Below are 4,614 nucleotides of genomic sequence, written 5' to 3' on the forward strand. Positions count from 1 at the left end.
TCTTCGTCTGCCCGGGAGAGAGCGTGTCCGTAAACGACGCCGGGCTCGGGTTGGCCTGCCCCTCCTTGAGGAACTCGGACGTGAACGACACGGGAGCCCCCGTCAGGTTCGTCGCCCACATCGTCGTGTAGAACTGCGCCCCGCCCTGCCCCGCCACCCGCCCCACCGCCGGCAGGTACGTTTCGGTCGATTGAAATCCGGCCTCGAGGGCGGCGGCGGCCAGCAGGGCGGCGACCGCGAGAGATGCTTTCCGGGCGCCTATTGTCAGATTCATTACATTTCTCCTTTTCATCTCTCGCCGGATGTTGAAAAACCGGTTAGTTCGCCGGGACTTCCCTTCGGACCAGCTCGGTCGCCGCCGCGTTTCTCTCCAGGCTCGACACTTTGGCGGCGAGCGCCGCGAAGGCGGTTCGCTGTTCGTCCAGCGCGTTCTTCAACATCGATATTTGTCCCGCCTGATCCTGGATTTTCGCGTGCTGTTTCTGGACCTCGTTGAGAAGCAGGGACGACAGCATCTGGTACTTCACGGTTTCGGGCTTCCTGTCCCGGCCGTAGGCGACGAGGTCGGGAAAGACCTCGGCCACTTCCTCCGCGATCAGCCCGTACTGGATCGGTTTTTGCCCGTCGTCGAACGGCTTCATGTAGCGGAACGTGACCGGTCGAAGCCGAAGCAGCCGATCCGAGGCGTCTCCCATGCCGCGGATATCCTCTTTGTAGCGGCGCGAGGAGCTGACCGTTCCGAGCTGGCCGTTGCTGTCGATGACGACCGGGACGGCGTCATTGCTTCCGGTCGTCACGGCGCGGATCCCGGCGACGAAGGTCGCGGTTTGGACGTCGCCCAGGCGCATCGTGTGGGATTCGCCGGCGACCCCGGGATGTCCGATGTCGATGTTGTAGGACCCGGTGGTAAGTCCTCCGGCTTGTAATCCGATCGCGATATTGAAGTCGCCCGAAACGTCGCTGAAAAGAGCCTGGTCGCCGATCGCGAGATTCGAGCTTGCGTCGACGCTGTTGTACATGGCTTCAAATCCAACCGCCACATTGCCGGTGCCGGTCGCGCTGGAGGTCAGAGCGCCGGAGCCAACCGCGGTGTTGAAGACGCCCGAGGTGTTGCTGTCCAGCGTGCCGGATCCAAGCGCCGCGTTGTGATTACCTGTCATCGAAAGGTTGCCTGCTCCAGACCCGACGAAGGTGTTGTCGATGCCAAACGAGTGAATGAAGGTTTGGCCGTCTTGAGAAATGACGCCCGCCGTCGCGCTCGACGCGGGGACGTTCAGATTGCCGTCGAGCATCAGCGTGTTCATCGCGAAATTTCCCGAGCCGTCGCGCAGCGCCGCCGTGTTCGGCGTGTCGGTCGAGACCGCGTCGACCGGACCGGGCGGCCCCGGAGGGCCCTGGATTCCGCGAGGGCCCGGCGGTCCTGCCGGCCCCTGCGAAACCGTCGCGGAAATCTTCAGAGCGTTCGCGCCGTTCTGCGTGATCGCGATGTTGCTTCCCGCCTCGAGCCTCAGCGCTCCGGTCAGGCCGTTTAAGGCAGTCACGAATCCGCTCAGCAGATCGGGAAAGCTCATCTCGAAGCCGGTCGGATCCTGGGATTCGTTCGCGACCTGCGCGCCGTAGAGGATCGCGCTTCCCGCGGGGCTCGTGACCGTTGCGACCAGGCGGGCGTCCGTCGAGGCAAAGCCCGGGACGACGTCGTCGACGTTGGCCTGAATTGGCTCGTACGGAGCCAGAGCGTAGGATTTCTGCCCGAGCGTCGTACCGGCGGAATCGAGCGCCGCGACCTCGACGGTGGCGCGGCTCCCCGAGGTCTCGACGAGCGCGAAATTCGTACGGACGTCCTCTCCGCCGTTCTGGTCGACCCCCTGGATCGTCGCGCTCTCGCCGGGACCGATCGACAGCTCCTTCGGGATCGCCGCGGCGGAGAATCCCTGTGTCGCGCCGATTCCCGCTCCGGCGGAGTCGTTGAAAATCCTCTCCGTCGCGAGAATCTCTCCGTCGGCGGTGATTCTCGCGGCCCCCAGGGCGTCGCCGAGGCCGAGCTTGTTCGTCACGACGCTCTCGTAGACTTTCGTCTCGCCGGGCTGGAGCGAATCGGTGAAGGACGCCGTCGGCGTCGTGTTGTCGCTCCCCTGGGCGAGGAAGTCGAACGTGAACGACACGGTCGAAGTCGCCGAGAGGTTCGTCAGCCACACCGTCGTGTCCCACTGGCTTGCGCCGTTGCCGGGTGTCCGTCCAACCGAAGGCAGAAAGACCTCGGTCGAGGGAAAGCCCGCAAAGCCGGTGACCGCCGCAAGCGACAAGACCACCGCGAAAGTCGCGATTTTCATCCTCTCCTCCTAGAAGCGGCCGAGGCCGCCGAAGCCGCGGAGCGCGATCCAGAAGTCGATGCCGTCGCTGCAAACTCCCCCTGGATTGCTTCCGGAGCCGGTTGAATAGGTGCCGATGATCGAGAGATCCTTCGCATTCCAGAGCGAGACCGAATGCCCGCCGGCGTTCGTGACGAGCACGCGTTTTCCATCGAAAGCAGCCTGATACGGCGCCTGCAGGCCGTTTCCCGTCAGTGTCGCGGTGACATTTCCTGTCGCATCGTCCACGACGGTGACGCTGTTGCCTGCCGCATTCGGCACCCAGATGTGCTTGCCATCGAAGACGGGAAAATACGGCGAGGCGCCGACCGGGACCGTCTGGAGGACGGCGCCGGTTTTTGTGTTGAGCTTCAGGAGGGTGTTCTGTCCGGCATCGGTTACCCAGACGTTCTGGCCGTCGTGGAGGATTCCTCTCGGGTTGCTAAACCCCGTGAACTCCGTGACGTTCCACGGATAGTCCTGCCCGGGAGTGATTCTCGACACGCGGATCCCGTCGGCCGTCCAGAAGCGGCTTCCTCCATAAGCGATGGACTCCGGCAGGCCCCCCAGATGCGCGACACGAAGCGGCCCGTCGTTCTGATCGGGCGAAAGCATGTAGAGACCCGGGTTGTCGTCCACCGTAAAGAAGATCTTGCCGGCCGCCACGAGGACCGCATCGATCTGGCTGTACCCTCCCCAGGCGTTGATTTCCGCTCCGTCCGTGCCCCGAAATTCCACGAGTTGGCCGCCGGATCCCAGCAGAAACGTGGCCCAGATGTGGACCCCGTCCGAGACGACATTGAGAGGATGGCCGCCCCAGCTCGCGATGCCGAGCAAGCCCCGATCCGCGGTGTACCGGGGGATCGTCGTCCACCACTGACCAAGCGCCGCCCGGCGGCTGGAATCCACGTTCTGGCCGATGGCCAGCGCGGCGCTCGAGAGGAGCAGCACGGCGGCGAGTATTGAAATCCGTTTCATCTCTTTTTCCCTTTCTGTCGGAGGAGCTCAGTGATTCGCGGCCGACGGCGACTTCCGGCAGGCCTCGATCTTTTTCATTTGCTCCGGCTCGTCCGCCCAGTTCATCTGGCGCGTTGCCGGAAGCCCGTACACCTCCGGATGGAGGTAGAACCCCCGTTCTCTTTCGAGCTTGTCCTGTTCGGCGACGAGCGGGTGCGCGATCGCCCACGGATCTTTCCGGACGCCGGTGAGCTGCCAGGACACCTCCGCCCCGGGGGCCCCGCCCGCGATCACGAAACGATCGTTCCGGACCTTCTGAACCACGTAGAGTCCGGGCTGCGGGCTTCCGACGGCGGTGAGCTGGTAGCGGAAATCCCGGTTCTCCGCTTCCATCCAGGCCGGGAGCTGGACCGTGGCGACGCCGTGACCGTCGAGCATGGCGTTGCCCGAATAGACGTTGAGCATTTCCGACGACTCGATCGATGCGTGCACGAGGTACTTGTTCGCGGGGTCGAGCGGGTGGTCGATCTCGAAGTCCTTCGTGCCGGCGAAGATCTTGCCGACGACGTGGAGATCGCTCTCGATCCGAACGTTGCCGGTGTAGAAGTGGGCCGCGAGACCCCCGTTGGCGGCGTTTCCGCCGACACCGAAGCCCTTGTTCACGCCGTCCGCCTCTCCGAAGACGCCGTAGCCGCTGTAGTCCGTGATCCCGTACACGCCGCTGAAGGAGTTCGTCAGCGTCTTGCCGTAGACACCGTCGTTTTGACTCGACTCGCCCGAGACGCCCGCGCCGGAGAACGATGTGCCCTGGATCCCGGCGCCGCTCGAGCTGCCGCCGTACAGGCCCGCGCCGGCTCCGTGCGCGACGGCGATGATTCCAATGCCCGTTCCCGTGTTCTCGATCCCAAACGCGACGCCGCTCGTCGAGATCGTTCCGGCATAGGGCAGGGTGAGCTCGGTGGTTCCTCCGCCACTTCCCGTGGCGGCGTTGATGGTGAGGGTGCTGCCGGACTTGCCGATCGTGACGTTGGAGCCGGCGGCCAGGGTGAGAGCGCCCGTCAGGGCATTGACCGACGTCACGACCGAAGCCGGATTGACCGACAGCGGCGAGGTGCCCGTCCCCGAGCCCAGAAGCGTGCCGTCGTGGACGACCGAGGTCAGCCCTCCCCCGGAGGAGCCGCCGCCCAGCAAGTCATCGCGGAAGCTCATCTCGAACCCCGAAGAGTCCTGCGACTCGTTGGCCACCTGCGCTCCCGCCAGCAGCACCGATCCCGTCCCTCCCGTGACCGTCGCCGTGATCCGGGCATTG

At 64.8% G+C, this 4,614-nt stretch carries 6 protein-coding genes; 2 read left to right on the forward strand and 4 right to left on the reverse strand.

Features of this window, described 5'->3' with window-relative positions; all coding sequences use genetic code 11:
• Positions 1 to 274: hypothetical protein (locus VKH46_12125; GenBank protein ID HKB71585.1), on the reverse strand; the 274-nt coding region annotated here is incomplete at its 3' end.
• A gap of 43 nt (positions 275 to 317) precedes the next feature.
• Positions 318 to 1,571: a tail fiber domain-containing protein gene (locus VKH46_12130; GenBank protein ID HKB71586.1), complete on the reverse strand. Its 1,254-nt coding sequence runs from the start codon at positions 1,569 to 1,571 to the stop codon at positions 318 to 320.
• Positions 1,572 to 1,791: 220 nt separating this feature from the next.
• Here VKH46_12130 and VKH46_12135 point away from each other — a divergent pair, with 220 nt between their 5' ends.
• Together VKH46_12135 and VKH46_12140 are read left to right on the forward strand one after the other, a co-directional pair.
• Positions 1,792 to 2,067 carry a hypothetical protein gene (locus VKH46_12135; GenBank protein ID HKB71587.1) on the forward strand — a complete coding sequence of 92 codons (276 nt, stop codon included), beginning with the start codon at positions 1,792 to 1,794 and terminating at the stop codon, positions 2,065 to 2,067.
• Positions 2,068 to 2,097: 30 nt separating this feature from the next.
• Positions 2,098 to 2,343, forward strand: coding sequence for a hypothetical protein (locus tag VKH46_12140; protein ID HKB71588.1), 246 nt, complete (start codon positions 2,098 to 2,100; stop codon positions 2,341 to 2,343).
• Here VKH46_12140 and VKH46_12145 read toward each other — a convergent pair.
• The gene (locus VKH46_12145) at positions 2,340 to 3,326 is read right to left on the reverse strand and encodes a YncE family protein (GenBank protein ID HKB71589.1); all 987 of its coding nucleotides are present in this window, start codon (positions 3,324 to 3,326) and stop codon (positions 2,340 to 2,342) included. The genes VKH46_12140 and VKH46_12145 overlap by 4 nt on opposite strands.
• A gap of 27 nt (positions 3,327 to 3,353) precedes the next feature.
• A partial coding sequence (locus tag VKH46_12150) for a hypothetical protein (GenBank protein ID HKB71590.1) occupies positions 3,354 to 4,614 on the reverse strand: 1,261 nt, incomplete at its 5' end.

This window comes from Thermoanaerobaculia bacterium (assembly GCA_035260525.1).
Lineage (GTDB): Bacteria > Acidobacteriota > Thermoanaerobaculia > UBA5066 > DATFVB01 > DATFVB01.

Coding starts and splice junctions, on each gene's coding strand:
- VKH46_12145 (HKB71589.1), bottom strand. CDS start 3,326: ATGAAACGGATTTCAATACTCGCCGCCGTGCTGCTCCTCTCGAGCGCC.
- VKH46_12130 (HKB71586.1), bottom strand. CDS start 1,571: ATGAGCTTTCCCGATCTGCTGAGCGGATTCGTGACTGCCTTAAACGGC.